The sequence below is a fragment of the Spiribacter roseus genome, assembly GCF_002813635.1.
Lineage (GTDB): Bacteria > Pseudomonadota > Gammaproteobacteria > Nitrococcales > Nitrococcaceae > Spiribacter > Spiribacter roseus.
This window is the reverse complement of the sequence record NZ_CP016382.1, coordinates 1,603,620-1,627,615: the sequence shown is the minus strand read 5'-3', so window position 1 is coordinate 1,627,615 and position 23,996 is coordinate 1,603,620. Positions and strand designations below refer to the sequence as shown.

The 23,996-nt window shown below is 69.1% G+C and carries 25 protein-coding genes; 15 read left to right on the top strand and 10 right to left on the bottom strand.

What is annotated here, in order from left to right:
• Window positions 1-3: 3 nt before the first annotated feature.
• Window positions 4-1,467: a betaine-aldehyde dehydrogenase gene (gene betB / locus BBH56_RS08015; protein WP_148122497.1), complete on the bottom strand. Its 1,464-nt coding sequence runs from the start codon at window positions 1,465-1,467 to the stop codon at window positions 4-6.
• Window positions 1,451-2,059, bottom strand: a complete 609-nt coding sequence (gene betI, locus BBH56_RS08010) for a transcriptional regulator BetI (protein ID WP_157809133.1) — start codon at window positions 2,057-2,059, stop codon at window positions 1,451-1,453. Before betI ends, betB begins: the two co-directional genes overlap by 17 nt.
• A gap of 125 nt (window positions 2,060-2,184) precedes the next feature.
• Here betI and choX point away from each other — a divergent pair, with 125 nt between their 5' ends.
• On the top strand, window positions 2,185-3,120 hold the full coding sequence (choX, locus tag BBH56_RS08005; RefSeq protein ID WP_235011907.1) for a choline ABC transporter substrate-binding protein: 936 nt from the start codon (window positions 2,185-2,187) through the stop codon (window positions 3,118-3,120).
• Here the strand turns inward: choX and dinB are convergent.
• Genes dinB through BBH56_RS07980 form a run of 5 tightly spaced genes read right to left on the bottom strand, consistent with a single transcriptional unit; the run spans window position 3,117 to window position 8,669 of the window.
• Window positions 3,117-4,190, bottom strand: a complete 1,074-nt coding sequence (gene dinB / locus BBH56_RS08000) for a DNA polymerase IV (RefSeq protein WP_318262525.1) — start codon at window positions 4,188-4,190, stop codon at window positions 3,117-3,119. The genes choX and dinB overlap by 4 nt on opposite strands.
• Entirely contained in the window at window positions 4,165-5,541 is a 1,377-nt protein-coding gene (locus BBH56_RS07995) for an alpha,alpha-trehalose-phosphate synthase (UDP-forming) (protein ID WP_148122494.1), read from the bottom strand. Before BBH56_RS07995 ends, dinB begins: the two co-directional genes overlap by 26 nt.
• Window positions 5,538-7,292, bottom strand: coding sequence for a glycoside hydrolase family 15 protein (locus BBH56_RS07990; RefSeq protein ID WP_235013484.1), 1,755 nt, complete (start codon window positions 7,290-7,292; stop codon window positions 5,538-5,540). The genes BBH56_RS07995 and BBH56_RS07990 overlap by 4 nt, the downstream gene beginning before the upstream one ends.
• Before the next feature lie 14 nt (window positions 7,293-7,306).
• The gene (gene otsB / locus BBH56_RS07985) at window positions 7,307-8,095 is read right to left on the bottom strand and encodes a trehalose-phosphatase (RefSeq protein WP_157809132.1); all 789 of its coding nucleotides are present in this window, start codon (window positions 8,093-8,095) and stop codon (window positions 7,307-7,309) included.
• On the bottom strand, window positions 8,088-8,669 hold the full coding sequence (locus BBH56_RS07980; RefSeq protein ID WP_083217718.1) for a YajG family lipoprotein: 582 nt from the start codon (window positions 8,667-8,669) through the stop codon (window positions 8,088-8,090). The genes otsB and BBH56_RS07980 overlap by 8 nt, the downstream gene beginning before the upstream one ends.
• A 135-nt stretch (window positions 8,670-8,804) precedes the next feature.
• Between BBH56_RS07980 and BBH56_RS07975 the strand changes: the two genes are divergently transcribed.
• From BBH56_RS07975 to BBH56_RS07965, 3 genes are read left to right on the top strand one after another with little or no spacing between them, the layout of a single operon-like run.
• Entirely contained in the window at window positions 8,805-9,707 is a 903-nt protein-coding gene (locus BBH56_RS07975) for a mycobacterial-type methylenetetrahydrofolate reductase (protein ID WP_148122492.1), read from the top strand.
• 7 nt (window positions 9,708-9,714) lie between these two features.
• Complete coding sequence (locus BBH56_RS07970) at window positions 9,715-10,209, top strand: MOSC domain-containing protein (protein WP_069134363.1); 495 nt, start codon at window positions 9,715-9,717, stop codon at window positions 10,207-10,209.
• Window positions 10,206-10,442, top strand: a complete 237-nt coding sequence (locus tag BBH56_RS07965) for a hypothetical protein (RefSeq protein WP_069134362.1) — start codon at window positions 10,206-10,208, stop codon at window positions 10,440-10,442. The genes BBH56_RS07970 and BBH56_RS07965 overlap by 4 nt, the downstream gene beginning before the upstream one ends.
• Before the next feature lies 1 nt (window position 10,443).
• On the opposite strand, the gene BBH56_RS07960 is transcribed toward BBH56_RS07965, so the two are convergent.
• The gene (locus BBH56_RS07960) at window positions 10,444-11,853 is read right to left on the bottom strand and encodes an FAD-binding oxidoreductase (RefSeq protein WP_148122491.1); all 1,410 of its coding nucleotides are present in this window, start codon (window positions 11,851-11,853) and stop codon (window positions 10,444-10,446) included.
• Window positions 11,854-11,962: 109 nt separating this feature from the next.
• Here BBH56_RS07960 and BBH56_RS07955 point away from each other — a divergent pair, with 109 nt between their 5' ends.
• Genes BBH56_RS07955 through BBH56_RS07925 form a run of 7 tightly spaced genes read left to right on the top strand, consistent with a single transcriptional unit; the run spans window position 11,963 to window position 18,483 of the window.
• Window positions 11,963-12,532, top strand: a complete 570-nt coding sequence (locus tag BBH56_RS07955; protein WP_157809131.1) for a YfaZ family outer membrane protein — start codon at window positions 11,963-11,965, stop codon at window positions 12,530-12,532.
• On the top strand, window positions 12,507-13,634 hold the full coding sequence (locus BBH56_RS07950; RefSeq protein WP_198515209.1) for a polysaccharide deacetylase family protein: 1,128 nt from the start codon (window positions 12,507-12,509) through the stop codon (window positions 13,632-13,634). The genes BBH56_RS07955 and BBH56_RS07950 overlap by 26 nt, the downstream gene beginning before the upstream one ends.
• Window positions 13,631-14,404: a metallophosphoesterase gene (locus tag BBH56_RS07945; protein WP_157809130.1), complete on the top strand. Its 774-nt coding sequence runs from the start codon at window positions 13,631-13,633 to the stop codon at window positions 14,402-14,404. The genes BBH56_RS07950 and BBH56_RS07945 overlap by 4 nt, the downstream gene beginning before the upstream one ends.
• 42 nt (window positions 14,405-14,446) lie before the next feature.
• Entirely contained in the window at window positions 14,447-14,617 is a 171-nt protein-coding gene (locus tag BBH56_RS07940; protein ID WP_041381874.1) for a rubredoxin, read from the top strand.
• Between the two features lie 2 nt (window positions 14,618-14,619).
• Entirely contained in the window at window positions 14,620-15,255 is a 636-nt protein-coding gene (gene thiE / locus BBH56_RS07935) for a thiamine phosphate synthase (RefSeq protein WP_148122486.1), read from the top strand.
• 28 nt (window positions 15,256-15,283) lie between these two features.
• Window positions 15,284-16,567, top strand: a complete 1,284-nt coding sequence (gene hemL / locus BBH56_RS07930; protein WP_148122484.1) for a glutamate-1-semialdehyde 2,1-aminomutase — start codon at window positions 15,284-15,286, stop codon at window positions 16,565-16,567.
• The gene (locus tag BBH56_RS07925) at window positions 16,564-18,483 is read left to right on the top strand and encodes a VTT domain-containing protein (RefSeq protein WP_148122483.1); all 1,920 of its coding nucleotides are present in this window, start codon (window positions 16,564-16,566) and stop codon (window positions 18,481-18,483) included. Before hemL ends, BBH56_RS07925 begins: the two co-directional genes overlap by 4 nt.
• Here the strand turns inward: BBH56_RS07925 and mpl are convergent.
• Both mpl and BBH56_RS07915 read right to left on the bottom strand, forming a co-directional pair.
• Window positions 18,369-19,736, bottom strand: coding sequence for a UDP-N-acetylmuramate:L-alanyl-gamma-D-glutamyl-meso-diaminopimelate ligase (gene mpl, locus BBH56_RS07920; RefSeq protein WP_148122481.1), 1,368 nt, complete (start codon window positions 19,734-19,736; stop codon window positions 18,369-18,371). The two genes, BBH56_RS07925 and mpl, sit on opposite strands and share 115 nt — an antisense overlap.
• Window positions 19,733-20,239 carry a hypothetical protein gene (locus BBH56_RS07915; protein ID WP_069134353.1) on the bottom strand — a complete coding sequence of 169 codons (507 nt, stop codon included), beginning with the start codon at window positions 20,237-20,239 and terminating at the stop codon, window positions 19,733-19,735. Before BBH56_RS07915 ends, mpl begins: the two co-directional genes overlap by 4 nt.
• Before the next feature lie 118 nt (window positions 20,240-20,357).
• Between BBH56_RS07915 and BBH56_RS07910 the strand changes: the two genes are divergently transcribed.
• Genes BBH56_RS07910 through BBH56_RS07895 form a run of 4 tightly spaced genes read left to right on the top strand, consistent with a single transcriptional unit; the run spans window position 20,358 to window position 23,994 of the window.
• Window positions 20,358-21,542, top strand: coding sequence for an SAM-dependent methyltransferase (locus tag BBH56_RS07910; protein ID WP_148122480.1), 1,185 nt, complete (start codon window positions 20,358-20,360; stop codon window positions 21,540-21,542).
• 35 nt (window positions 21,543-21,577) lie between these two features.
• Entirely contained in the window at window positions 21,578-22,837 is a 1,260-nt protein-coding gene (locus BBH56_RS07905) for a 6-phosphofructokinase (RefSeq protein ID WP_148122479.1), read from the top strand.
• A 60-nt stretch (window positions 22,838-22,897) separates the two neighbouring features.
• Window positions 22,898-23,425 (top strand): inorganic diphosphatase, encoded by a 528-nt coding sequence (gene ppa, locus BBH56_RS07900; protein ID WP_148122478.1) that lies wholly within the window; start codon window positions 22,898-22,900, stop codon window positions 23,423-23,425.
• A 5-nt stretch (window positions 23,426-23,430) separates the two neighbouring features.
• A complete protein-coding gene (locus BBH56_RS07895) occupies window positions 23,431-23,994 on the top strand; it encodes a cob(I)yrinic acid a,c-diamide adenosyltransferase (protein WP_069134349.1) in 564 nt (187 codons plus the stop codon).
• Window positions 23,995-23,996: the final 2 nt, after the last annotated feature.

Sequence of the window (23,996 nt, the reverse complement as noted above, 5' to 3'; positions counted from 1 at the left end):
CCGTCAGTAGGGGGCGTCGACGCCGGTGCTGGCGACGAACACGCTTTTCAGCTGGGTGTAGTGGTCAAGGGCGCGGCGGCTGTTCTCGCGGCCGATCCCTGACTGGCGCATGCCGCCGAACGGCATCTCGATGGGGGTCAGGTTGTAGTGATTGATCCAGATGACCCCCGCCTGCAGGGCCGCCGCCACTCGGTGGCCGCGGGACAGATCGCGGGTGAACACCCCGCCGGCCAGGCCGTAGGGCGTGTCGTTGGCACGCCGGATGACCTCGGCCTCGTCGCGGAACGGCAGGATGGTCATGACCGGGCCGAAGATCTCCTCGCGGGCGATGACGCAGTCGTCATTCTTCACCCGGAACACCGCCGGCGAGACGAAGGCGCCCCCCGGGCAGCCGGCGACCGTCACCGCTTCACCCCCGATCAGGCGCTGTGCGCCCTCCGCCTCGCCGCGCCGGATGTACTCGAGGACATGGTCGCGGTGGGCGGGTGATATCAGCGCGCCGATGTCGGTGTCCGGATCGGCCGGATCACCGATGGTCAGCCGCCGGGTGCGGGTCAGGACCCGGTCGATGAACGCCTCGATCACCGCCTCGTGGACATACACCCGCGTGCCGTTGGTGCAGATCTCGCCCTGGGTGTAGAAGTTACCGAGCAGCGCCCCCGAGACGGCGTCATCCAGCGAGGCATCGTCGAATACGATGAGTGGCGACTTGCCACCGAGCTCCATGGTGACCGCCTTGAGGGTGTCGGCGGCGTCGCGCATCACCGCCTTGCCGGTGCCCACTTCGCCGGTGAGCGAGATCTTGTCGATGCCGGGATGGCGGGTCAGGGCCTGACCGGTTTCCGCGGCGCCCTGGACCACATTGAAAAGTCCCGCCGGCAGACCCGCCTCGGCCAGGATCTCAGCGAACCGCAGGGCCGACAGCGGCGTCAGCTCGGCGGGCTTGAAGACCATGGCGTTACCGGCGGCGAGCGCCGGTGCGCTTTTCCAGGCGGCGATCTGGAGTGGGTAGTTCCAGGCACCGATGCCGCCGCAGACCCCGAGGGGCTCGGGGCGGGTGTAGAAGAACCCGCCTGCCACGTCCTGGTACTCGCCCTGCAGGCTGCCGGCCTGACCGGCGAAGTATTCCAGGCAGTCGGCCGCGGAATCGACATCGGCCTCGGGGGTTTCGGCGATGGGCTTGCCACCATCCAGGCATTCAAGCCGGGCGAGCTCATCGCGGTGTGCGCGCACCGCGGCGGCGGCGGCCGCCAGGATGCGACCCCGCTCGACACCGGACCTCGCCGCCCAGTCGACCTGGGCGGCCCGGGCGCTGCGCACGGCGGCGTCGACGTCACTGGCATCGGCTTCGGCCACCTCGGCGAGGGGCTCGCCGGTAGCCGGGTTGGTGGTGGTGAAGCGTCGTCCCTGCCGGGCGTCGACCCAGGTGTTGTCGATCCACAGCAGGCGCTCAGGCGGTCTGGACATGCGGGCCTCCGGTCAGTGCATGGAGTTCGGAGTCGAGGTAGCGATGGGCCAGGGCGCGGGCCGCGGCCACATCCACGCCGCCGGTGCGCAGACTGGCGCGCAGCCACAGGCCGTCGATCATCACGCCCAGGCCTTCGGCGAGTCGCACCGCCTCGGCGCGCGGCAGAAAGGCCGCCAGCGCATGGGTGAGATTGCTCTCGAGGCGGCGCGTCACCACCCGCTGGATGCGGGCGATGGAGGGCACATGGTTGACCTGCGCCCAGAACGACAGCCAGCAGCTGACGGTGACGGCATCGGACTGGCTGGCGGCGAAGTTGGCGTCGATGATGGCCCGCACCCGCGGCAGCCCGGCCGCCGTTCCCGCCCGTGCCGCGCGGTATTCCTGCTCCAGCGAGCGCACCAGCGACAGGTAGGTCGACGCCAGCAGATGCCGCTTGTCACCGAAGTAGTGGGCGACCAGACCCGGGGAGATGCCGGCCTGCTGGCCGACCCGGCCCAGTGTCGTGGCCTGCAGCCCCTGGTCATGGATGACCTGGAGGGTCGCCTGGATCAATTGCCGGCGCCGCACCGTTTCCATTCCTTTCCGCGCCATGCCAACGCCTCCCGATCGAATGCCCGCCAGTCTAATCTTCATTGATTGACCACTCAATCAATATTGTGGTGTGCTTAAGCCACTCAAAACGAGTCGGTAAATCTGGAGAACCTATGAAAACCCGAATGATCGCGACGGTCGCCGGTGCCGCTCTGGTGTCACTGTCCGCCATGAACGCCAGCGCCAACGAGCCGGAGAGCTGCCAGTCGGTGGGTCTTGCCAACGTCAACTGGACCGGTGTGACCATCAAGTCCGAGGTCATGGAATACCTGCTCGAGACGCTGGGCTACGAGGTGGAGCTGACCACGGCCTCGGTGCCGATCGCCTTCCAGTCGGTGGCCGACGGCCAGCGTGATGCCTTTCTGGGCCTCTGGCTGCCCACCCAGGAGAGCATGATCCGGCCCTATCTCGACGATGGCGAGATCGAGCAGATCAGTGCCAACCTCGAAGGTGCCAAGTACACCCTGGCGGTCCCGGACTATGTCTGGGAGGCCGGCGTCCGCGATTTCGCCGACCTGGATGACTATCAGGACCGCTTCGAGGGGCGCATCTACGGCATCGAGGCCGGCAACGACGGTAATGCCGCCATCCAGGCGATGATCGACGACGATGCCTTCGGACTGGGCGACTGGGAGCTCATGGAGTCCTCCGAGGCGGGCATGCTCACCCAGGTGCAGCGCTCGGTGCCCCGCGATGAGTGGGTGGCGTTCCTGGGCTGGGCGCCGCATCCGATGAACATCAACATCGACATGCGCTACCTGACCGGCGGTGCCGATTACTTCGGCCCCAACCAGGGCGGCGCCACGGTCTACACCATCGCCACCGCCGGCTACAGCGAGCGCTGCAGCAACGTCGGCCGGCTCCTTGAGCAGTACGCCTACACGGTCGAAGAGCAGAGCCAGGCGGGCGGTTATGTGATCAACGAGGAAATGTCCCCCATGGAGGCGGGCCAGAAACTGATCATGGATAACCCGGACCTGCTCAACCGCTGGCTTGAGGGCGTGACCAACGTCGATGGCACCGGTGCGGTGACCATCGTGCGCGACGACCTGGGGCTCTAGAGCGGCGTCAGCCCCGAGAGCTGGACGCCCAGCAGGCGCACCGCGCGATGCAGCCGGTGCGCGAACAGGCACTGGCGGACCAGCGCCGCCAGTGCCTCATGATCATCGGTGGCGCTGGCCAGGCTCTGGGACCGGGTATGGGTGGTGAAGTCGCGGTAACGCAGCTTGACCGTCACTGTCCGGGCGCCTAGCTGGCGGGCGGTCAGCCGCCCCCGCACCTCATCGAGCATCAGCCGCGCTTCATGATCGAGCCGCCCGCTGCTGCGGCAGTCCTGCTGGAAGGTGCGCTCGCGGCCGATGGACTTGCGGACGCGCTCCGTCTGCACGGGGCGCTCGTCAATGCCATGGGCCGAGTCGCTCAGTGACTGCGCATGCCGCGGACTGAACTCGGTGGACAGCCCATCCCGGCCCATCCGGGCCAGATCGCCGACCGTCTCCACACCCAGACCGGCCAACCGCTCGGCGGTGCGCGGGCCGACGCCATGCAGGGTCCGCACCGGCAGTGGCCAGACCCGCTCGGGCACGTCAGCGGGATGCAGCCGGGTCAGCCCATCGGGCTTTTCCAGGTCCGAGGCGATCTTTGCGAGTAGTCGGTTGGGACCGATCCCCACGGAGGCCACCAGGTCGGTGGCGGCATGGATGTCATCCTTCAGCCTCAGGCCGATGCCGAGTGGGTCATCGCTGCGATGGCTGATGTCCATGTAGGCCTCGTCCAGCCCCACTGGCTGCAGGCGTTCACTGACCGCGGCCAGGCATTCGAAGACCCGCGCCGAGGCCTCGTGGTAGGCGGGAAAGTCCACCGGCAGAAAGACCGCATCGGGGCACAGCCGCGCCGCCGTGCGCAGCGCCATGCCCGAGTGGATGCCGAACACCCGTGCCTCATAGGTGGCGGTGGAGACCACGCCGCGCCGGGCCGGATCGCCGCGCCCGCCGACAATGACCGGCTGGCCCCGGAGGCTGGGGCGGCGCTTGAGTTCCACCGAGGCGAAGAACGCATCCATGTCGACATGCATGATGATGCGCGCCGCAGCGGGGGCGCCCGGGTCAGTCGTGGCCGCCGCCGAGGTCATCGAGAAAGCGCCGTTCCCAGGCGCCGATGTCGTTGCGATGGAGCACCGCCATCATGCGCTCGTGGCGCCGCCGGCGCTCGGGTCGTGGCATCGCCAGGGCCTGGTTGAGCCCGGCGGCGATGGCATCGGTGTCGTAGGGATTGACGCGGATCGCGTCGCTCAGCTCTGCGGCCGACCCGGCCAGGTCCGAGAGCACCAGCACCCCGGGGTTGTCCGGATCCTGACTGGCGATGAACTCCTTGGCGACCAAGTTCATGCCGTCGCGCAGCGGGGTGACCACCCCCACCCGCGCCGCGCGGTAGAGCCCCATGATGGCACCCCGCTCGAAGGTGCGGTTGAGGTAGTGCAGCGGCGCCCAGTCGAGATCGCCATAGACGCCGTTGATATGCCCGCTCAGCCCCTCCAGGCGCTGGCGCAGATCGGCGTACTCGGCGATGTCCCCGCGCGAGGGGCTGGCGATCTGCATGAGCACGGTATGCCCGCGGCGGTGGGGGTAGTCATCGAACAGCGCCTCGAACGCGCGGAAGCGCTGCTCGAGGCCCTTGGAGTAGTCGAGGCGGTCGACGCCGATCATCAGATCGCGCTCGCCAAGCCCGTCGAGCAGCCGCTGGACGGCGGGTGTGGTCAGGGTCTGCGCGGACAGGTCGGCGAGGGCCGCCACGTCGACGCCCACCGGATAGACGCCGGTGCGCAGGTCGCGGTTGCGGTGGCGCAGCTGCCCGGAGGCCCGCACCAGCGCCCCGATGGCCCGGGTGGCGGATTCCTCGAAGGCATGCCGGTCGTTGGCGGTCTGAAAACCCAGCAGGTCGAACCGGCACAGATCCTCCAGCAGGGCCCGATGGCCCGGCATGGCCCGCAGCACGTCGTAGTCGGGGAAGGGGATGTGGAGGAAAAACCCGATGCGGTTGCGCAGGCCGCGTTCGCGCAGCTCGCGGGCCAGCGGCATGAGGTGGTAGTCGTGGATCCAGAGGGTGTCGTCGGGCTCGATGAGCGGGGCCAGGCAGTCGGCGAAGCGGGCGTTGACTCGGGTGTAGGCGTGGGAATAGCGCCGCTGATAGTCCATGGCCCCCAGGTTGAAGTGGAACACCGGCCAGATCACCGCATTGGAATAGCCCAGGTAGAAGTCGTCATAGTCCTCGCGGCTCAGCGACAGGGTCGCGTAGTCGATGCCCTCGTGGTGGCGGATCGACGGGCGGGAGTCGGGCTGTTCGCTGACCTCGCCCGACCAGCCGAACCACAGGCCGCCGCGTCGCGACAGCGCATCGGACAGGGCCACGGCCAGTCCGCCGGCCTGAGGCTGGCCGGGCTGTGGCAGGGGGACCCGGTTGGAGACAACGACCAGTCGACTCAAAGGCTTTCCTCCCAGCTGCGGCTCAGGTGCATGGCCGAGTTGATCAGCCCCACCATACTGTAGGTCTGCGGGAAATTGCCCCAGAGTTCGCCGTGGTTGGCGTCGAGATCCTCGGAGAGCAGGCCCAGCCGAGTGCGGTGGCCGAGCATGTTCTCGAACAGCCGTCGCGCCTCGTCATGGCGGCCGATGGCCTGGAGGGCGTCAATGAACCAGAAGGTGCAGATGTTGAAGGCGTTCTCAGGCCGACCGAAATCATCAGCGGCGGCATAGCGGAACAGATGGTCGCCCCGGCGCAGGTGGGCCTCGATGGCCTCGACGGTGCCGATGAAGCGCGGATCATCGGCGGCCAGAAAGCCCAGCTCGTGCATGAGCAGCAGGCTGGCATCAAGGCTGTCACCGCCGAAGCTCTCGACAAAGGCATTGTGGGTATCGCTCCACGCCTCGCGGCAGACGGTGGCATGGATGGTGGCGGCCTGGCCCGACCAGTAGCCGGCGTCGGCATCCAGCCCGAGCTGCTCGGCGATGCGGCGCAGCCGGTCACAGGCCGCCCAGCACATCATTGCCGAGTAGGTGTGCACGCGGGCCCGGCCGCGGTATTCCCAGATGCCGGCGTCGGGCTGGTCGTGGTGGCGGATGGCCTCCTCGCCGAGGGCGCAGAGGCGCTGGTAGAGGGCCTGGTCGCCGGGCCGCTCGAGGCGGGCGTCGAAAAACGCCTGGGTGGCGGCGAGGATGACCGTGCCGTAGACATCATGCTGGACCTGGTAGTAGGCGGCGTTGCCCACGCGCACCGGCCCCATGCCGCGATAGCCACCCAGTGCGTCGGCGGTGGTCTCCTCGATGCGGCGCTCGCCGCCGATGCCATAGAGCGGCTGCAGACGGTGATCGCCGCTGGCGGCCACCAGGTTGATGATGTAGCGCAGGAACCCTTCCATGGTGCGTGTCGCGCCCAGGCGGTTGAGCGCATGCACGGTGAAGTAGGCATCCCGCAGCCAGCAGTACCGGTAGTCCCAGTTGCGGCCACTGTCCGCCGCTTCGGGGATCGAGGTGGTGGCGGCGGCGATCACCGCGCCGGTGTCCTCGTAGGCCGAGAGCTTGAGGGTGATGGCGGCGCGGATCACCGCCTGCTGCCAGTCGAAGGGAATGGCCAGCGAGCGCGTCCAGTCGCGCCAGTACATCTCGGTCTGCTCCAGAAACCGGCGGCCCATGGCCTCCACCGATTCCTTGACGCTTTCATCGGGGCCGAGGATGAAGGTCATGGTGGCGTCGACCACGAACGGCGTCTCGTCGAGGACATGGGTCAGCGGCGCGTCGGTGGTGACGCGCAGGACCTGGTCGTGGCGCAGAAAGCGGACGTGATTGCTGCCGCGCGTGGTGGACGGCGCGCTGGCATCCCAGCCGCTCACCGGGCGCAGCCGGGTGCGGATCACCGGATGACCGCGCACGACTTCGACGCGGCGGATGATCATGACCGGCCGATAGGTGCGGTCGTACTGCCGGAACCGCGGGCAGAAGTCGATGATGCGCAGGATGGCGCCGTAACGGTCGGTCAGCTCGGTGGACAGGACCGCGGTGTTGGGATGGTAGGACTGACGGACCGCGCACTGGTCGCAGAGCTCGATGCTGAAGTGGCCGCGGTCCTGCGAGTCGACGAGCCGTGAGAAGGCGGGCTCGGCATCAAAGCGGGGCAGGCACGCCCAGACGAGGCGGCCGAGGGGATCGATCAGGCCATTGATCTGGCCGTTGCCGATCATGCCCAGTTCAAGATCTATTGAATCGGGCGAAGGTGTCGGGGCAGCCGGTTGAGCCATTGATAAGCCTCGTTGACGGATGCCAGCGCATGGCTGGCCGCGGTGGGTCGGTCGGTGCCGATGCGGATCGAGTGGCCGCCAAGGCGGTTGACGGCGGCAAAGGCGTCCTCGTCGGTCACGTCATCCCCCAGACAGACCGGTATCCGGCCGTGGAAGGGCGGCTCGGCCATGAAGGCCTCGATGACGGTGCCCTTGTCATGCCCGGCCGGGCCTACCTCGAGTACCTGCTTGCCGGATTGCAGCCGGAATGACTCCCCCAGGGACTCGCAGTGATGCTCGACCAGCGCCCGGGCGGGGCGCTCGAGCGCGGGATCGCCGCGATAATGCAGGGCGATGGCGTTGCCCTTGTCCTCGACGTGGGCCCCGGGATGCTCGCCGGCGAAGGCCTCCAGCGCCTGCCGCAGGCCGTCCAGTTCGGCGCGTCGATCAGCGGGGCGATGGATTTGGCCGCCGGGGCTGCGGCGCTCGAGGCCATGCAGCCCGGCCACCGCCGGCAGTGCCCCGCCCAGCAGCGCATCGAGTCCTTCCAGGGGCCGTCCCGAGACGATAGCCACCGCGCCATCGAGGCTCTGCACCAGGGCATCGAGCAGTCCGATGAGCTGCGCCGGGACATGGACCGCCTCAGGGTGCTCGGCGATCTCCACCAGTGTCCCGTCAAAGTCGAGGAACAGCGCCCAGTCGGCGCGCGGTGTCGGTAGCCCCGCCGCGCGCTCGTCAGACAGCTCCGTGGACGCCCGGCTATTCACGGTCGGCGAGGAACGCGGCCAGTTCGGCATTCAGCAGCCGGTCGAGGGCCTCGGTGATGGCGGCATCAACGGCCTCGGCATTGGCCTTGGCGTTGGGCGGCAGGACGCGCTGCCGGGTCCGGGTGGTCTGCGCCTGACTGGTGAAGCGCTCGCCCCCGGCGACGGCCACCGCGTCCAGCGTGATGCGGGTGGTCAGCTCATAGGGCACGCCGACGGCCACATCATGGCTCAGTGTCTCGATGCCGATCTCCAGGCGCGGCTCACCCGCACCATCCCACAGCGTGGGGCGGAAGCCGTAGCCGCGCAGGCCCTCGGCGGCGGCCAGCTGCACGGTGTAGGCGAGATCCTGGGCGGCCACCAGTCGGATGATGCTGCGGTTGGGGTTCTCGAGAATCCCCAGATCCGACTGGCTGCGATTGTCGACCACCTGCAGGGCGATCCCGCGATCACTGTCGGTGACCGGATCGGTGGCCGGCGGTTGCGGCGACAGGCGCAGGTTCTGCGTGCCCTGGCTGCAGGCGGCCAGGAGGCTGACCAGTCCGAGCAGCACCAGGCTGCGTATGATTCGGTTCATGATTGTGTCCTCGTGTGTTCGGGGGGCAGATTAACATCCCCGGGCGGCGGACGAATGCCGGCGACTTGACGCCAGACGGGGGGCGCCCGAGACTGCTTGGCCGTTCATTCGTCGCATCAGCCAGGGAAGTGATCCGTGAAAACCGTGCTGGAGGCCGTTCCGCCCGAACTCCATCGGGGTGAAGCCGCGATTGAGGCGGTGGTCGAGAAGGTGGCCCGGGTGCAGACCGCCTGCCCCATCGATGTCGTGAACATCCCCGAGATCCATGAGGAGCCGTCGCGCAGCGATCAGGGCGAGCGTCGGCAGCCGTTCGCGCCGCGCATGGCGCCACGGGATCTGGCGCGGGTGCTGCACGAGCGCCTGGGTGTGGAGTCGATGATCAATCACGTGGTGGTGCACCATGCCAGCGAGCAGGCGCTGGTGGACTGGGTCAATGAGACCTGGGAGGCCTATGGCATCCGGCGGTTCGTGCTGGTGGGCGGCGGGCGCCATTCGGTGCGCTACCCCGGCCCCGGCGTGACCCGGGCCAATGGCCTGCTGCGCGAGCGCAGCCGGGTCGAGTCGCTGCGCATCGGCAATATCTGCATTCCCTCGCGGCATGACGAGGCGGAGCGGCTCGCTGCGAAGACCGCGGCCGGCGCGGACTTTTTCACCACCCAGATCCTCTATGAGCCCGAGGCCTTCACGGCCCTGCTGGATACCCTGGCCGCCCGCGCGGCGCTGCCGCCCGAGATCCTGCTGGCGTTCTGTCCCATCCGCAACGCCCGCAATCTGCGCTTTCTGCTGTGGCTGGGAGTAACGGTCTCGGATGCCCTGTACGACTGGCTGACCGCCGATGACGCGCAGGTGCTGGCCCGCTCGCTCGAGCAGATACGCCACGCCTGGGCGCAGATCGTCGCCCATCAGCGCGCCCATGGGCGGGCGGCGCCGGCACTGGACATCAATCTGGCGCCCATCGGCCCGATTCCGCCGGCGGCCACCGTCGCCCTGGCCAACGACCTGGCGGCTCTCCACCGGGCGCCGCCAATCGGGGTATGATCCGCACATGACGACGACACTGCGCACGCTCATGAGCCAGTATCCCCGGGCCGGGCGGCTCGAGTGGATCGGTCTGCGGCCGGCCCGGCATGCGCCCATGGAAAAGCCCGAATCGGTGGCGGTTGACGCCACGGGGCTGGTGGGCGATCGCTACGCCGGGCGCAGCGGCAAACGTGCGGTCACGCTCATCCAGGCCGAGCATCTGCCGGTGATCGCCGCGCTCAGCGGCCACCCCGCCATTGATCCGGCCATCACCCGCCGCAACCTGGTGGTCAGCGGCATCAATCTGTACGCCCTGCGCGGCGAGTCCTTCCGGGTGGGCGCCGTGTGCCTTGAGGGCACCGGCACCTGTGACCCCTGCTCGTTCATGGAGCAGTCGCTGGGTAGCGGGGGCTATAACGCCATGCGCGGGCACGGCGGGATCATCGCGCGGGTGGTGGAGCCGGGTCGGATCACGCTGGGCGACCCGGTGGTCGCGGCACTCGAGGATGCCCCGTCATGAATGATCTGCCGCGCCTGCTGCGAACCCTGGGCTGGGTGTTCCTGGCCCTCGCGCTGAACATCGTGGTGATCGGTATCGGGGCGCTGTGGATGAAGATCGGCCCGGCAACCATCGGTCTGCTGCTCGACCCGGGCAACGCGGTGATCTGGCTGACCACCGCGCTCACCTTCGCCCCCGCGGTGGGCAGCTTCTATGCCGCGCGGCTGATGCGCCGGCGCGACGCCTCGCGCTGAGTCACCCCGACGGCGGCACCACCTTGCCGGGATTGAGGCGGTCGGCGGGGTCGAAGGCGGCCTTGAGCTGGCGCATCAGATCCTGCTCCACCGGCGATTTCAGCCGCGCCACCTCGCCGGGTTTGAGTTGCCCCACACCGTGCTCGGCGGCGAACGAGCCGCGGTACTGCATGGCGATGTCGTGCACGCGCCGGGTCAGGGCCCCCCACTGGGCCAGAAACGCCTCGTCGCTGGTGGCCACAGGCCGGGTCAGGTTGAAGTGGATGTTGCCGTCACCGATGTGGCCGAAGGCGCAGGGGCGCACCCCCGGGCAGGCCTCGGTCACCGCAGCGCTGGCGGCCTCGATGAACGCGGGGATGTCGGCCACCGGCACCGAGACGTCGTTCTTGATGCTCGCCCCGGCGCCTTTCTGCGCGCCGGGGATGCTGTTGCGCAGCCGCCAGAAATCCGCCGCCGTGGCGGCATCCGGGGCGATGCGGTAATCCCCCGCGCCGGCATCGTCCGCCTGCAGGGCCTGCTCGAGGCGGGTGTCCAGCGCCGCCGCCGGGGCACTGCTGGTCAGTTCCACCAGCAGATACCAGGGAAACCGTTCCGGCAGTGGCTCGTGGCAATCGGCGGCGTGCTCGAGGGCGAGGCCCAGTGGCCCGCGCCCCATCAGCTCGCAGCTGGTGATGGTATCGCCACTGGCCGCACGCAGGCGGGCGAACAGCGAGACCGCGGCCGTCGCGCTGTCCAGCCCGACAATCGCCGTGGCCCGCTCGCGCACCGCGGGAAACAGCTTGAGGCTGGCGGCGGTGATGATCCCCAGCGTCCCCTCGGCGCCAATGAAAAGATCCTTCAGGTCATAGCCGCTGTTGTCCTTGCGCAGGGTCCGCAGTCCATCCCAGATCCGGCCGTCGGCCAGCACCACTTCCAGCCCCAGCGCCAGGTCGCGGGCGTTGCCATAGCGCAGCACGTTCATGCCGCCGGCGTTGGTGGCCAGGTTACCGCCGATCTGGCAGTCGTTTTCAGCGGCGTAACTGAGTGGAAACAGCCGCCCGACATCGGCGGCGGCGGTCTGCAGGGCGCTCAGGGTGCAGCCGGCCTCGGCGGTCAGCGTGAAGTTGTCGGCGTCGACGGCGCGGATGCGGTCGAGCCGCTCGAGTGACAGGATCAGCCCATCGGGATGGGTGGTGGCGGCGCCGCCGCAGAGCCCGGTGTTGCCGCCCTGGGGCACGATGCCGGCCCCGTATTCAGCGGCGATGCGCACGCACGTAGCGACCCCGCGGGTGTCCGCTGGGCGCACCACCGCCTGCGCCGGCCGCTGGGCGAACAGCCCGCGGCGCTCTTCGAGATAGCCGGCCATCGCCGGGCCCGGCGCGATCACGGCCGCGTCGCCGAGCTGCTGTCTGAGGGTTTCGATCATCGTCATGGGGTTATTATCCCACTCCCGGGCGGCTGCGACCATGTCAGGCCCCTGTCGAGGCGCGGATCTCGGTGTATCATTCAGGGCAGAACCCTCAAGCGGAAGGACAGGATCGATGATGATGCATAAAGGGATTCCGGGCGTGCTGATCGGGGTGGCCCTGAGCCTGCCGGTGGCCGCCGATACGCTCGACTTCAATGTCAGCAGCGACGCCGCCCAGCTGGGCTATACCCGGATGCTGCCGCCGGAGGGGCTCGAGGCCGGCGCCGCCCTGCTGCATCACGACGACGATGGCGACATCGCCGAGGCCAACCTGCACCTGGTCGACCAGCCCGAGCCCGGCCGCGACGCCCTGCTGGTCGGCGTGGGTGGCAAGCTTGCCTATGCCCGCGATGACCCGCGCGACGCCACCGGTGCGGCGCTGGCGGTGGGCGCGAAGGCCCGCTGGACGCTGCCGATGTACAACCGGGCGGCAGTGGCCGGCGGCGTCTACTTTGCCCCTTCGGCGACCACGGTGAGTGACATCGATGGCTATCAGGAGTACTCGGTGCGGGGCGAGTTCAAGGTGCTCGAGGATGCGGCGGTGTATCTCGGCTACCGCAAAATCGAGCTGAGCTTTGATGACGGGGGCTCGGACCGGGACTTTGATGATGGCGTCTTTGCCGGATTCAATCTGCAGTTCTGAGCGCGCCGCCCGGCGCTGGCCGGTGGACCGGCTGCGGTGCCTTGCGCTGGCGCTGATGCTGGTCAGTGGCCTGGGGTCGGCGGCGGCACAGTCGCCGGCACCCACGCCCGAGACCGTGGCCTCGGTGCTGATGTATCACCGCGTCGGCAACGCGGATCACCCCAGCACCAACGTCACCGAGGCGCAGTTCCGGGCGCATCTGGATTACCTCGAGACCGAGGGGTTCAACGTGGTGCCGCTGACCCGGGTCGTCGAGGCCCTGGAGGCCAATCGGCCGCTGCCGCCGCGCACGGTGGCCATCACCTTTGACGATGGCTATCGCAGTGTTGGCGAGACCGCCCATCCCATGCTCGAGGCCCGGGGCTTTCCGTACACGGTGTTCGTCAACACCGAGCCGGTGAATGCCGGTCAGGCGGGGCACATGAGCTGGGAGCGGATGCGCGGACTCGCGGCGCAGGGGGTGCGTTTCGCCAATCACTCGCGCTCGCATGCCGCGCTGTTCCACCGGCGCGACGGCGAGACCCGGCCCCGCTGGCGCGATCGCGTGCGCACCGATCTGTTGGACGCCCGGGCCAGCCTGCGCGACGAGCTGGGCGACGCCGTCCATCAGTCGCCGCCGCTGCTGGCCTATCCCTATGGCGAATACAGTCTCGAGCTGATGGATGAAGTGGCCGAACTGGGGTTTGTGGCGTTCGGCCAGCAGTCGGGCGCCATCGGTATCCATTCCAACTCGCTGGCCCTGCCGCGGCACTCGTTCAACGAGCGCTATGCCGCAATGGACCGGTTTCGGGTCAAGGTGCGCTCGCGGGCGCTGCCGGTGATCGAGCAGGCGCCACTGGATCCGGTGCGCGGGTCGCGCCCGGCGCCGGCGCTCTCGCTGACCCTGGCGCCGACCCCGGACCTGCGGGCCGGGCAGCTGGCCTGCTACTACCGCGGCGAGCGGCTGACCCCGGAATGGCTCGAGGCCGATCGGCGCTTCGAGGTGCAGGGAAAAGCACCGATCCCGGTGGGGCGGACGCGTTACAACTGCACCGCGCCGGATGGCGAGGGACGCTACTTCTGGTTCAGCCAGCTGTGGGTGCACGGGGACGGCGGGACATGACGGTGGCCCCGGCCAATGGCCCGCGGCTTTTGCAGATCACCGACACCCACCTGTTCGCGGACCCCGCCGCCGAGCATGCCGGCGTGATCCCCGAGGCGCGGCTGCGGGCGGTGACCGCGGCCATGCAGCCGTGGCTGGCGTCCGCTGAAGCGGTTGTCCATACCGGCGATCTGGTCCACGACGGCGCCGTCGTGGCCTATGAGCGCCTGCGCGGAATCCTGGAGGCGTTTGGCCGACCCGTCCGGGTGATGCCCGGCAACCACGACGCCCGCGAACCGCTGCAGTCGGTGTTCGCCGGGGAGGCCGTCAACGCCGGTCGGACCCTGTCGGTGGGGGACTGGACCCTGATCAGCCTCGACTCGCTGCAGGTGGGCGAGGTCCCGGGCCGGCTGGGCGCCGATGAGCTGGCGGCGCTGGACGCGGCACTGGCCGGGTTGGCCACGCGGTGGTGCCTGATCGCGCTGCACCACCCGCCTCTGCCGGTGGGAACGCCGTGGCTCGATGCCATCGGGCTGGCTGAGCCGGAGGCGCTGCTGGAGCGGGTCGCGGCCGATCCGCGGGTTCGCGGGATGATCTGCGGGCATGTGCACACGGCGTTCGATGGCCGTTGGCGCGACCGGCGCATGCTAACGACGCCGGCCACGGCGGCGCAGTTCCTGGCGGGCACGCCGCGCTTTACGACGGTCCCCGCGGCGCCCGGCTTTCGCTGGCTGGATCTGCGCGCCGATGGCGGGATCGACACGGGCGTGGTCCGTGTCCCAATGGCTTGATACGCTGGACGATCTACTCAGAAATGACTGGAGATGGGTGCGATGGAATACCGCTCTTGGATGTGCGTGGTGTGCGGCTGGATCTACGAAGAGGAAGACGGTCTGCCGGATGAGGGCATCGAGCCGGGAACCCGCTGGGAAGACATCCCCGATGACTTCGTGTGTCCCGAGTGCGGGGCCGGCAAGTCCGATTTCGAGATGATCGAGATCTGATCATGACCGGTCCGATCACCGGGCTCTACATGGTCACTGACGCCCGCCGGCCGCCGCCCGTGCCCTTGGAGACGGCGGTGGCCGCCGCGCTGCGCGGCGGTGTCCGGGTGGTCCAGTATCGCGACAAGTCCGATGACACCGAGCGCCGGCGGCACGAAGCGGCGGCGCTGGCCGCCCGGTGCCGGGCCGTCGGTGCCTGTTTCATCGTCAACGACGACATTGCGCTGGCCCGGGCGGTGGCGGCGGACGGCGTTCATCTGGGCCGGGACGATGGCGATGTGGCGGCGGCCCGCGCGGCGCTGGGGCCGGACCGCCTGATCGGCGTGTCCTGCTATGCCGATCTTGACCGGGCCCGGGCGGCCGCTGAGGCCGGGGCCGATTACCTGGCGTTCGGCAGCCTCTACCCGTCACCGACCAAGCCCGAGTCGGCACTGGCGCCGCTGTCGGTGTTCCGCGAGGCGCGGGCCTTCACGGACCGCCCGCTGGTGGCGATCGGCGGCATCAACGCCGGTAACATCGCCGAGGTGACGGCGGCCGGGGCCGACGCCGTGGCCGTGGTCGAAGCGATATCGGCGGCGCCGGACATCGAGGCCGCCACCGCCACCCTGATTGACCGGGGCTTCGGCCCGGCGGCCTGAGCCCACCCAAACAACACGCGGAGAATTCATGACGAATCGATCCGAAGCGCTTTTCGAGGAGGCGAACCAGTATCTGGTCGGGGGCGTGAACTCGGCGGTGCGCGCGTTCCGGGCCGTCGGTGGTACCCCCGTGTTCATGCGCCGCGGTCAGGGGGCATGGATCGAGGACGTCGATGGCCGACAGTATGTCGATTACGTGCTCTCCTATGGCCCCCTCGCCATTGGTCATGCCCACCCGGCGGTGGTGGATGCCATTGCGCAGACCGCCGCCAATGGCACCAGTTTTGGCGCCCCCACCGAGCTTGAAACCGAGCTGGCCAGAAAGGTCCAGGCGATCATGCCCGGCATGGAGCGCCTGCGCATGGTCAACTCCGGCACCGAGGCCTGCATGAGCGCGGTGCGCCTGGCCCGCGGCTACACCGGCCGTGACCGGGTACTGAAGTTTCGCGGCAACTACCACGGCCATGTCGATGCGCTGCTGGTGGAGGCCGGTTCGGGGGTGCTGACGCTGGGGATTCCCGGCTCACCGGGGGTTCCGGCGGCGGTCACCGAGACCACCCTGACCGCCCCCTACAACGACATCGACAGCGTCCGGCAGCTGGTGGCCGAATACGGCGACAGCCTCGCCGCGATACTGGTCGAACCGGTGTCCGGCAATATGAACTGTGTGCCGGCGCTGCCCGAGTTCCTGCAGGGGCTGCGGGATGTCTGCGATGACACCGGCGCGCTGCTGGTCTTTGACGAGGTGATGAGCGGCTTCCGCGCCTCGCTGGGGGGTGCCCAGGCCTGGTACGGCATCCATCCGGATCTGACCTGTCTGGGCAAGGTCATCGGCGGCGGCCTGCCCACGGCGGCCCTCGGCGGGCGCGCTGAGATCATGGACTGGCTGGCGCCCACCGGGCCGGTCTATCAGGCGGGCACGCTGTCCGGCAATCCGCTGGCCATGGCCAGCGGCCTGACCACCCTCACCGAGCTTGCCCGGCCGGGTGTGCATGCTGAGGCCGAGGCATGGACCGCCCGGCTGCTCGAGGGCCTGCGGGACCGGGCCGCCCGTGCCGGCGTGGCGCTCAGGACCCATCAGGCCGGGACCATGTTCGGCCTGTTCTTCACCGACCGCGATTCGGTGGTGGGCTTCGAGGATGTCGCCGCCTGTGATGGCGATCGCTTCGTGCGCTTTTTCCACGGCATGCTCGATGCGGGTGTCTATCTGGCCCCGTCGGCCTTCGAGGCGGGCTTTGTCTCCACCGCCCATGACGAGGCGGCGCTTCGGCATACCCTGGATGCCGCTGAGCAGGTGTTCGCCGATCTGTGAGCAGTCTCGAATCAGCGCTTGAGCCACTGTTCGAGTGGCTCTCGGTCAACCCCGGCTGGGCCGGGGTGATCATTGGCCTGATTGCGTTGACTGAGTCGCTGGCGCTGGTCGGGCTGATCGTCCCCGGTGCCGTGCTGATGTTCCTCGCCGGCGCGGCGGTGGGCGGCAGCAATATCGCGATCCTGCCCATGCTGCTATGGGCCATGGCCGGCGCCATCGTCGGTGATTCACTCAGTTACTGGCTGGGCCGCCATTACCGTGATCAGCTGCGCACCCTGCCGCTGGTGCGACGCTATCCCCAGGCCATGGATCGGGCCGAGCAGCTGTTCCTGCGCCACGGCGGCAAGAGCGTGGTGCTGGGTCGCTTCATCGGTCCGGTGCGCCCGGTGATCCCGGCCGTGGTGGGGATGCTGGGGATGCCGCCAGGGCGGTTCCTGCTGGCCAATGTGGGCTCGGCCATCGGCTGGGCACCCGCCTATCTGCTCCCGGGGATCGTTTTTGGCGCGTCGCTGGCCCTGGCCATGGAGGTCATGGGGCGGTTGGTGGCGTGGCTGGCCCTGGGGTTTGGGGGATTTCTGCTGCTGCGCTGGTTGATCCCGCGTATCGATCGGCCGCTGCGCCTGCTGGGCAACCGGGTGGCGCGGGCCATCGGCCGTCATCCGCCGCCGGGTGACTGGCGCCGTTGGCTGCATGGACCGCATGCCGCCGTCCGGGCGCTGCGCCACCGCGAGGGCTGGCTGTGGTGGCTGGCCCTGCTGGGGGTGATCGCGACGCTGTCCCGGGCGGTCCTCGCCCCCGCGCCGGCAGGCTGGGAGCGCGGGGCGGTCGCGCTGTTTGATGCCCAGCGCAGCGAATCCCTGCAGGCGTTCGCCTGGTGGCTGACTCAGGCCGGTGGCAGCCTGCCGATTGCCCTCGCCACCCTGGCACTGGCCGCGCTGCTGGCCTGGCAGGGCCAGGCTCGCCGTGCGGTGCATGCCCTGCTGGGCGTGTTGCTGGCCGTTGCCCTGGGACTGGCGCTCAAGCATGGGCTGGGGTTGCCGCGGCCTGCCGCGCTGACCGGCACGGCCGGCTGGAGTGGCGCCTACCCCAGTGTGCATGCCGCCGCGATCGCGGCGCTTGTCACCGCCTGGCTGACGCTGCTGCCGCTGTCCGCGCGTGGGCCCTACCGCGGGTTGATGGCGCTGGCGGGTGTGGGGGTGGCGGCAGTGGCCGGGTCGCGGCTGGTGCTGGGGGTGCATTGGCCGATGGATCTGGTGGCGGGGATCAGTCTGGGCGTGGTGCTGGGCGCGCTGCCCGCTCTGGCCGCCACGGGCAAGCGCCGTCCACCGCGGTTTCCGGCAGCGGTGAGCGTGTCGGCGGGCGTGCTGGTCCTGGCCGCCGCCGGTGCGGCCGTGCTGGATTGGCCGGATCCGCTGGACCGCTATCCGCCCGGATCACCATGGCCTGAGCCCGCCAGTCAGCGGCTGGGCCTCGCCGGCCCGGCGGCGCCGTTCGTCGCGGTCATTGAAGCCAGCGACTGGCAACCGCCGGAGCCGGGCTGGACATCGCCGCCGGCGTGGCGCTGGCAGAGCGCGCTGCGCTGGATCAGCCCGCGGCCCGATGCCGCCCGACTGCCGGTGCTGCCGCGCTGGCATGCCGGCCATCGCCCCGACCATGTCTGGATAAGCGTGGGTGAGAATGCCCGTCAGCGCTGGGTGCTGCGGGCCTGGCAGGCGCGGGCCGATGACGGTGAGCGGCTCTGGCTGATCGATCTGGAACGGGCCGTGATCAAGCCCGGTGTCCTGTTGCCACGACTGCGCCGCTACCGACCCGATCCCGCGCAGGTGGATGCGCTGCTGGCGAGTCCGGCGAGCAGTCGCTCGTGGATGCCACCGAAGCCGCCATTGCTCATGACCACCACCCGATCGCCGGGCTGAACGGCGGCAAGGATCGCGTCAATCAGGGCCTGCAGGTCGGCGCGCCAATGGCCACGGGCGCCGAGCGGGGCGAGCGCGGCGCCGACATCCCAGTCCAGATCGGGCGCTGCCAGGACGAAGGCCTGATCCGCCGCCTCAAGGGCATCGCCCAGGCGGTGCTGGTGGACCCCCTGGCGCATGGTGTTGGAGCGGGGCTCGAGCACCACGATCAGCCGCCCGGGCCGGGTGTCGGTGGCGAGGGCCTCGAGGGTGGCTGCAATGGCCGTGGGGTGATGGGCGAAATCATCCAGAACCTCGACACCAGCGGCCTCGCCACGCCGTTGCAGACGCCGGCGGACACCCCGGAAGCCGGCCAGTGCGGCGATGCCATCGGCCATGGACAGGCCGGCATGGCGCGCTGCAAGCAGGGCGGCGGCGGTGTTCATGGCGTTGTGCCGGCCGGGCAGCGGCGCGCGCCAGTGCCAGTCCCCCAGCTGCCAGCCATCGGCGGCGGCATGCAGGGGGAAGTCGCAGTCGTCGCCCTGGCCAAAGCGGATCGTCCCGCTCCAGCAGCCCGCCGCCAGGACGTCCGCCAGGGCGGCGTCATCGGCGTTCACCACGATGCCGCCGGTGCCGGGTACCGTGCGTAGCAGATGATGGAACTGGCGCTTGATCGCGGCGAGATCGGCGAAGATGTCGGCGTGATCAAACTCCAGGTTGTTCAGGACCAGGGTCCGCGGGCGAAAATGCACGAACTTCGAGCGCTTATCGAAAAAGGCGGTGTCGTATTCATCCGCCTCGACGACAAAGAAAGGCGAGCGGCCGAGGCGCGCCGGTGTGGCGAAGTTCTCGGGCACGCCACCGATCAGGAAGCCCGGCTCGAGGCCGGCCGCTTCCAGCAGCCAGGCCACCAGGCTGGCGGTGGTGGTCTTGCCGTGGGTGCCGGCCACGGCGATGACCCAGCGCCCGCGGAGGATGTGCCGGGCCAGCCAGGCCGGCCCCGAGTCGTAGTCGAGACCGCGGTCGAGCACCGCCTCCACCGCCGCGTTGCCGCGTGACAGGGCGTTGCCGATTATCACTTGATCGGCGTCATCGGCATGCACGAGCCGCTCATAGCCGGTATGGACCTCGACGCCGGCGCGCGCGAGGACATCGCTCATGGGTGGATACAGTGGGCCATCCTGACCGGTCACGCGGTAGCCGGCCTCGCGGGCGAGCACGGCGAGGCCGGCCATGAACGTCCCGCCAATGCCCAGGATGTGGACATGACTCATAGCCCGGCCGCCATGCGCACGAAGGCACTGCCGCCAAAGATATAAGCAAGGGTCAGCCCCAGACTGAGGGGCGTCGCCCATTCCAGGGTTGCCCGAAAGATGTGGCTGACCACGGCGATGTTCCACACCAGCAGGCCGAGGAAGGCCAGCGCGCCCAGGGCACTGGCCTCGTCCGGGCGGCCGATCAGCATGAGCACCGGCAGGCCCACCAGCGAAATCACCGCATCGGCGCCGAACAGGGCCGTCGCACTCTGGATGAAACGGGGCCCTCTGCCGGTGAGCCACAGGACGACCCCCAGAAACGCGAGGTTATAGACCGCCAGCAGGCTGATCTGCAGCAGGGCGCTGGTATCGGGGGTAAAGCGCTGGATGATCGGCACGTTGATGACGGCCGTCGCGGCAATGGCGGCGCCCATCAGACCGGTTGAAAACGGCAGGTCCTGCGGGCCGGCGCGCAGCAGTACAAGGGCGGTCAGGGTCTGCAGGGTGGTGCGCTGTGACATGGTGTTTCGACTCGTCCGTGGCGGGCGGATCAGGGCAGTGGGCTTGTACGTGGCGACCCGATTGCGGTTGCATGCATGTTAACGAGTAATTCGGGCCGCGTCGCGAGGGAGGGACTCCATGCTTGACCATCTATTCGGTGAAGGCATCCACACCGGCAGCCTGACGCTGGAGCGCCGCGAGGGTGAGACCCGCCAGTTCGGCCGCGCTGAGCCCGCGGCGCGGCTGACCATCCACGACCCGCAGGTCGAGCGGCGGGTGCCGGCGGATCCCGACTTCATGCTGGGTCAGACCTACATGGAAGGCGGCTGGAGCACCCCGGACCTGCGCACCCTGCTGGCCGTGCTGATGGGCAATTTCGACGGCGCCGAGGCCGGAGGCGGCAGGCGGTTGATGACCTCGGTGCTGCGTCCGCTCCAGCAGTGGAACCGGCGCGCGGCAAGCCGGCGCAATGTGGCTCATCACTACGACATCGACGAGTGGCTGTTCCGCTGCTTTCTTGATACCGACATGCAGTACTCCTGCGCCTACTGGCCGCCGGGTGTCACCGACCTGGAGTCGGCGCAGGCGGCGAAGCGTGCCCTGATCCGCCGCAAGCTCTGCCTCAGGCCGGGACAGCGGGTGCTGGACATCGGCTGCGGCTGGGGCGGTCTTGCCATCGAGCTGGCCGAACAGGCCGGTGTCGAGGTGGTCGGACTGACGCTGTCCGAAGAGCAGGCCCGGGTGGCCCGCGATCGCGTGCGTGAGCACGGCTGCGAAGACCGCGTGGAAATCCGCATCCAGGACTATCGCGACGTCCCCGAGCGCTTTGAGCGCATCGTCAGCGTGGGCATGTTCGAGCACGTCGGGGCGCGCTACTACGACACCTTCTTTGCCGGGCTGCGCGACCATCTGACCGCCGACGGCGTGGCGCTGCTGCACACCATCGGCCGGCTCGGGCGGCCCGGGGTGACCAACCCGTGGATCCGTCGCTATATCTTCCCCGGCGGTTACATCCCCTCGCTGTCCGAGACCAGTGCCGCGATCGAACGCCAGCAGATCGGAGTGACCGATCTCGAGGTCCTGCGCCTGCACTATGCCTACACCCTGGCGGCCTGGTACGAGCGCTTCCAGGCGGTGCGCGAGCGGGTGGCGGCCGAGAAGGGCGAGCGCTTCTGTCGCATGTGGGAGTTCTATCTGGCCGCCAGCGAGGCGGCCTTCCATCATCGCGGTCTGGTGGTCTTCCAGATCCAGCTGGCGATGGATCAGACCGCGGTCCCGCTGTGCCGTGACTATCTGCATGAGGCTGCAGCGCCCGGCGCTTGATAGACTCCCGCAAAACACGGGGAAGGGGAGTCCACATGCCTGCCAGAAATGCCTTCTATGCCCAGTCGGGCGGCGTCACTGCGGTGATCAATGCCAGCGCCGCCGGCGTGATCGAGGCCGCCCGGGACCATCCCGAGGCCATCAACACCGTTTATGCCGGCGTCAACGGCATCCTGGGGGCGCTGGATGAGCAGCTCATCGACACTGGCCGGGAATCGGCCGAGAGCATCGCCGCCCTGCGCTATACCCCCGGCGGGGCCTTTGGCTCGGCGCGCTACAAGCTGAAGGGCCTGGACGAGAACCGCGCCGAGTACGAGCGGCTCATCGAGGTCTTCCGCGCCCACGACATCGGTTATTTCTTCTACAACGGCGGTGGGGACTCGCAGGACACCGCCCACAAGGTCTCGCAGCTCGGCGAGGCCATGGGTTATCCGATCACCTGCATCGGCGTGCCCAAGACCGTCGACAATGACCTGCCCGGCACCGATACCTGCCCGGGTTTTGGCTCGGTGGCCAAGTACATCGCCGTGGCCACTCGCGAGGCCGGGCTGGATGTGGCGTCCATGGCGGAGACATCGACGCGGGTGTTCATCCTCGAGACCATGGGGCGGCATGCCGGCTGGATCGCGGCGGCGTCGGCACTGGCCCGCGACCACGAGGAGGCCCCGCCGCACGTCATTCTGCTGCCCGAGGTGGCGCTGGATGCGGCGCGCTTTCTGGAGCGGGTCCGCGCGTGTGTCGAGCGGATCGGCTATTGCGTGGTGGTGGTCTCCGAGGGGCTGCGCACCGCCGACGGCCGGTTCGTCGCCGACCAGGGCACCCGGGATGCCTTCGGCCATGCCCAGCTGGGGGGCGTGGCCCCGGCCATTGCGGCGATGGTGCGCGAGCGCCTCGGCTATAAATATCACTACGCCATTGCCGATTATCTGCAGCGCGCCGCCCGGCACATCGCCTCAGCCACCGATGTCGAGCAGGCCCATGCCCTGGGGCGGGCCGCGGTGGAGTGCGCCGTGGCCGGGCACAATGCGGTCATGCCGACCATCGTCCGCGACGCCGACGCGCCCTATCGCTGGCACATCGGCCAGGTGCCGCTGGCGGATGTGGCCAACCGCGAGGCACGGATGCCGGCGGAGTATATCGACGCCGACAACCTGTTCGTGACCGAGGCGGCGCTGCGGTACCTGCGCCCGCTGATCGCCGGCGAGGACTATCCGCCCTACCGCGACGGACTGCCCGAGCACGTCCACCTGCGCGCGGAGCGCGTGGCGCCCCGCTGCCCGCCGTTCAGGGACTGACCCGGGCCCGGCCGCCGCGTATACTGCCGCCATCCGCATCATCCACACGAGGAGGTTTCCATGGCCTACGAGGGCATCGGCGCCGGCAAGAACCTGCCGGACGACATCAACATCATCATCGAGATCCCGGCCAATGCCGATCCCATCAAGTACGAGGTGGACAAGGACTCCGGGGCCATCATGGTGGATCGGTTCATGGGCACCTCGATGCACTACCCGGCCAACTATGGCTATATCCCCGATACCCTCTGTGGCGACGGTGACCCGCTGGACGCCCTGGTGGTCACGCCCTTTCCGCTGGCCGTCGGTTCGGTGATCCGCTGCCGGCCCGTCGGCGTGCTCGAGATGACCGACGAGGGTGGCGAGGATGCCAAGCTGCTGTGCGTGCCGATCAGCAAGCTCACGCCGATCTACGATGCCGTGAATGCGCCGGAGGACCTGCCGCCGTTGCTGCTCGAGCAGATCAGCCATTTCTTTGAGCGCTACAAGGACCTGGAGCCCGGCAAGTGGGTGCGGGTGAACGGCTGGAAGGACCGGGAAGCCGCGGTTGCCGAGATCAACGATTCCATCCAGCGGTTCGGCGGCTGATCCGCATGGTCAAGCTCACGCGCATCTACACCCGCACCGGTGATACCGGCCAGACCGGCCTCGGCGACGGCAGCCGCGTCGCCAAGACCGATCCGCGGGTCACCGCCTATGGCACGGTCGACGAGCTCAATGCCCTGCTGGGGATCTGCCGGCTGCACGCCGGCGGCGATCTTGAGGCGGCCCTGACCCGCATCCAGAACGACCTGTTCGACGTGGGGGCCGACCTGTGCACGCCCGAGCAGGAGGATCCGCCCTTCGAGCCGCTGCGGGTCGCCACCGGCCAGACCGAGTGGCTGGAAGGGGAAATCGACCGGGTCAATGCCCATCTTGAGACGCTGCGCTCGTTCGTGCTGCCCGCGGGCAGTCCCGCCGCCGCGCATCTGCATCATGCCCGCACCGTGGCACGGCGGGCCGAGCGCGAGACGGCGGCCCTGGCGGTGACCACACCGATCAACGAGAACGTCCTGCGCTATCTCAACCGGCTGTCGGACTATCTGTTCGTGCTGGCCCGCGATGCCAATCGCGAAGCCGGTGGCGACGTACTCTGGCAGCCCGGCGAACACCGCTGACC

Bases quoted from the DNA above. Each gene is read 5' to 3' on its own strand.
- betB (WP_148122497.1), bottom strand. From the start codon at position 1,467: ATGTCCAGACCGCCTGAGCGCCTGCTGTGGATCGACAACACCTGGGTC.
- betI (WP_157809133.1), bottom strand. From the start codon at position 2,059: ATGGCGCGGAAAGGAATGGAAACGGTGCGGCGCCGGCAATTGATCCAG.
- choX (WP_235011907.1), top strand. From the start codon at position 2,185: ATGATCGCGACGGTCGCCGGTGCCGCTCTGGTGTCACTGTCCGCCATG.
- dinB (WP_318262525.1), bottom strand. From the start codon at position 4,190: ATGACCTCGGCGGCGGCCACGACTGACCCGGGCGCCCCCGCTGCGGCG.
- BBH56_RS07990 (WP_235013484.1), bottom strand. From the start codon at position 7,292: ATGATCGGCAACGGCCAGATCAATGGCCTGATCGATCCCCTCGGCCGC.
- BBH56_RS07980 (WP_083217718.1), bottom strand. From the start codon at position 8,669: ATGAACCGAATCATACGCAGCCTGGTGCTGCTCGGACTGGTCAGCCTC.
- BBH56_RS07970 (WP_069134363.1), top strand. From the start codon at position 9,715: ATGACGACGACACTGCGCACGCTCATGAGCCAGTATCCCCGGGCCGGG.
- BBH56_RS07965 (WP_069134362.1), top strand. From the start codon at position 10,206: ATGAATGATCTGCCGCGCCTGCTGCGAACCCTGGGCTGGGTGTTCCTG.
- BBH56_RS07960 (WP_148122491.1), bottom strand. From the start codon at position 11,853: ATGACGATGATCGAAACCCTCAGACAGCAGCTCGGCGACGCGGCCGTG.
- BBH56_RS07955 (WP_157809131.1), top strand. From the start codon at position 11,963: ATGATGATGCATAAAGGGATTCCGGGCGTGCTGATCGGGGTGGCCCTG.
- BBH56_RS07945 (WP_157809130.1), top strand. From the start codon at position 13,631: ATGACGGTGGCCCCGGCCAATGGCCCGCGGCTTTTGCAGATCACCGAC.
- BBH56_RS07940 (WP_041381874.1), top strand. From the start codon at position 14,447: ATGGAATACCGCTCTTGGATGTGCGTGGTGTGCGGCTGGATCTACGAA.
- thiE (WP_148122486.1), top strand. From the start codon at position 14,620: ATGACCGGTCCGATCACCGGGCTCTACATGGTCACTGACGCCCGCCGG.
- hemL (WP_148122484.1), top strand. From the start codon at position 15,284: ATGACGAATCGATCCGAAGCGCTTTTCGAGGAGGCGAACCAGTATCTG.
- mpl (WP_148122481.1), bottom strand. From the start codon at position 19,736: ATGAGTCATGTCCACATCCTGGGCATTGGCGGGACGTTCATGGCCGGC.
- BBH56_RS07915 (WP_069134353.1), bottom strand. From the start codon at position 20,239: ATGTCACAGCGCACCACCCTGCAGACCCTGACCGCCCTTGTACTGCTG.
- BBH56_RS07910 (WP_148122480.1), top strand. From the start codon at position 20,358: ATGCTTGACCATCTATTCGGTGAAGGCATCCACACCGGCAGCCTGACG.
- BBH56_RS07905 (WP_148122479.1), top strand. From the start codon at position 21,578: ATGCCTGCCAGAAATGCCTTCTATGCCCAGTCGGGCGGCGTCACTGCG.
- ppa (WP_148122478.1), top strand. From the start codon at position 22,898: ATGGCCTACGAGGGCATCGGCGCCGGCAAGAACCTGCCGGACGACATC.
- BBH56_RS07895 (WP_069134349.1), top strand. From the start codon at position 23,431: ATGGTCAAGCTCACGCGCATCTACACCCGCACCGGTGATACCGGCCAG.